At 68.1% G+C, this 2,907-nt stretch carries 3 protein-coding genes; all 3 read right to left on the bottom strand.

Annotated features, from left to right (window positions below; genetic code table 11):
* The coding region (locus VFA16_RS17460; RefSeq protein ID WP_324969025.1) for a HAMP domain-containing sensor histidine kinase at positions 1-1,177 on the bottom strand (1,177 nt) is incomplete at its 3' end.
* Between the two features lie 21 nt (positions 1,178-1,198).
* Positions 1,199-1,900: a two-component system response regulator PrrA gene (gene prrA / locus VFA16_RS17455; protein WP_083087649.1), complete on the bottom strand. Its 702-nt coding sequence runs from the start codon at positions 1,898-1,900 to the stop codon at positions 1,199-1,201.
* A 62-nt stretch (positions 1,901-1,962) separates the two neighbouring features.
* The coding region (locus VFA16_RS17450; RefSeq protein WP_324969024.1) for an FAD-dependent monooxygenase at positions 1,963-2,907 on the bottom strand (945 nt) is incomplete at its 5' end.

Raw genomic sequence — 2,907 nt, 5'->3', positions numbered from 1 at the left:
CCACGTGTCGCTCTTCCTCGGGCACACCGGTGCCGTTGTCATCGATCGCGATCTCCACGCCGGCCCGTGAACTGACCGCCGACAGCTGAACCCGGGTGGCGCCGCCGTGTTTGACCGCGTTGGCGATCGCGTTGTCGACGGCCAGCCGCAATCCCGCCGGTAGCCCCACGATGATGCAGGTGGGCGAGGGAACCAGCGATACGTCGAGATTGGGGTAGACCCGCATGGCATCGTGCGCGGCACGGTCCAGCAGCTCGGTGATGTCGACCGGTACGTGGTCTTCCCGCGTGGAGAGCTCACCCTGGGCCAGCCGCTCGAGCGCGCTCAGCGTGGCCTCGATGCGTGACTGGGTGCGGATCACGTCGTTGAGGACTTCTTTGCGTTGGTCGTCGGGCAGATCGAGGGTGGCCAGCACTTCCAGGTTGGTGCGCATCGCGGTCAGCGGCGTGCGCAGCTCGTGGGCCGACACCGAGGCGAAGTCGCGAGCCGACGCCAGCGCCTCCTTGGTGCGGTTCTGTTCGTCCCAGATGCGCTGCAGCATGCCCCGCATGGCTTCCGCGATCTCGACGGCCTCGCTGGCGCCGCGCACCTGCACCTGCGGCGCCTGGTCCCCGGCGTCGATCGACCGGGTCTGCTGGGCCAGCCGTTTGAACGGACGCACCGCGAAAGTCGCCAGCAGCCAGGCGAACACTGCCGCCGCGGCAATAGCGAAGGCGCAGATCAGAATTACCCGCCGGTGCAGGTTGTTGGTTTCGGCGATGGTCTCGTCGTAGGTGGCGCCGACTTCGACCGACATCGGCTGCGGCGCCGGGATTTCCACGGTACGCACGCGGTAGCGCTTGCCGTTGATGTCGGTGTCGGCGTAGTCGTGGTTCAGCTTGGGCAGCGTGACGGTGGAATTGGACGTCACCTGATTGCCGCGGCGGACGGTGATGACGGTGTTCTGGTCGTTAGGGGAGCGCGGGATCTCGTCCAGGCCGCGGGGCAGGAACGGCACGGCGAAGCCGGCCGCCTCGTCAAGGCGGCGGTCCAACCAGTACAACCGGTCGTTGGTGATCCCGACCCAGACGATGGTTCCGACGATGAGCACTGGGATCGCCGCGCCGATCGCCGTCGCGACCACAACCCGTGCGCGCAGTGATGGCGTACGGGTCAAGATTCGGGAGAGAAGGTTCATAGGTGCATCGTCTTTTCGGGGTCACTGCATGCGCAGCACGAACCCCACCCCTCGAACAGTATGCAGCAGCCGTGGTGCGCCGCCGGCCTCCAGCTTGCGCCGCAGGTATCCGATGAACACATCGACGACGTTGGTGTCGGCGGCGAAGTCGTAGCCCCACACCAGTTCCAGCAGCTGGGCGCGCGACAGAACCGCGGTCTTGTGCTCGGCCAGCACGGCCAGCAGGTCGAACTCGCGCTTGGTCAAGTCGACGTCGATCCCGTTGACCCGGGCGCGCCGGCCCGGGATGTCGACCTCCAGCGGGCCCACCGTGATGGTTTCCGACGACGACGTCGCGGTGGAGCCGCGGCGGCGCAGCAGCGCGCGCACCCGCGCGACGAGCTCGGCCAGCACGAACGGTTTGACCAGGTAGTCGTCGGCGCCAGCTTCCAGCCCGGCCACCCGGTCGTCGACCGAGCTGCGCGCACTGAGCACGCAGACCGGAACGTCATTGTCCATGGCCCGCAGCGCGGTGACCACGCTGACGCCGTCCAGCACCGGCATGTTGATGTCCAGCACGATCGCGTCGGGCCGGGTTTCGGTAGCGCTGCGCAACGCCTCGGCCCCGTCGGCCGCGGTGGACACCTCGAATCCGGACAGTCGCAGTCCGCGTTCCAGCGAGGCCAACACATCCGAGTCGTCGTCGACAACCAAAACCCGGGGTGTGGTTGCACCAGTGTCCATGCGCCTATCTTGCCTGATGAACCGGCTTGGCTGTGGGATGCTGCACGCTGCGCTGCCGGCGCTCAGCGGTAGACCAGACCTGAGAGCCGCCAGGCCAGCCCGCTGCGCACTGCTGGCACCTGGGCGGCCAGCCGCATCGCTGCGTTGCGGACGGGACGCGCCACTTTGGGCAGGGTCGCCAGTCGGGTCAACCGCCCGGTGGTGGCGAGCACCTGGCGCGCTATCGGCCGGCGAGCCGCGCTGTAGGCGTCGAGCGCTGTGTCGGAGCCGCCGTCCAGCACCTCGCCGAGCGCGTCAGCCAAGTCCACCGCGTCCTGGATGCCCAAGTTCATGCCCTGCCCGCCGGCTGGACTGTGCACGTGGGCAGCGTCGCCGGCCAGCAGCAATCGACCGGTCCGGTAGGTGTCGGCGACGCGGTGGTGGATCCGGAACCGCGATCCCCACAGCACCTCTCGCACCTGGGTGCGGCCGGGGCCGAAGCCGCGGTTGTCCAACAACGACTGGACGAACTCCGCCGACGGTTCCTCTGGTGCGTCGAAGGTCGGCGCGACGATCCGGTGAATGCCGCCGGGGAGTGGCGCCAGGACAGTGAGACCGCTGACGGCGTAGAACAGGATGACCTCGTCGTCGGGCGCCGCGCCGGACAGCCGGGCGTCGGCCAGCGCAAAAGATTCGGGATACTCGCCGCCGGCGAAGCCGATCCCGGCAAGTTCGCGAACCGTGCTGTGCATGCCGTCGGTCCCGGCGACGTACCGTGCCCGGATTTCCGCGCCGTCGTCAAAGGTGGCCGTGACGCCGTCGCGGTCCTGGGCAAGGTGGGCGAGCATCTTGGGCCGGACCACTTCACCGCCGAGCTCGGTGAGCCGTTCGACGAGCAGCTTCTCGGTGGTGGCCTGCGAAATCATCAGCGTGTACGGGTAGCGGGAGGGCAGCGTCGAAAAATCGATAGGCATCAACGTGCTCGTTTGCTGGCGCATGGTGAACCGCGGCGCGATGAGCCCCGCCTT

The sequence above is a fragment of the Mycobacterium sp. genome (genome assembly GCF_035653355.1).
GTDB lineage: Bacteria > Actinomycetota > Actinomycetes > Mycobacteriales > Mycobacteriaceae > Mycobacterium.
The sequence above is the reverse complement of the archived record's forward strand: the minus strand, read 5'-3'. Positions and strand labels throughout refer to the sequence as shown.

Excerpts from the sequence above, each read along its gene's own strand:
- prrA (WP_083087649.1), bottom strand. The coding sequence starts at position 1,900 with ATGGACACTGGTGCAACCACACCCCGGGTTTTGGTTGTCGACGACGAC.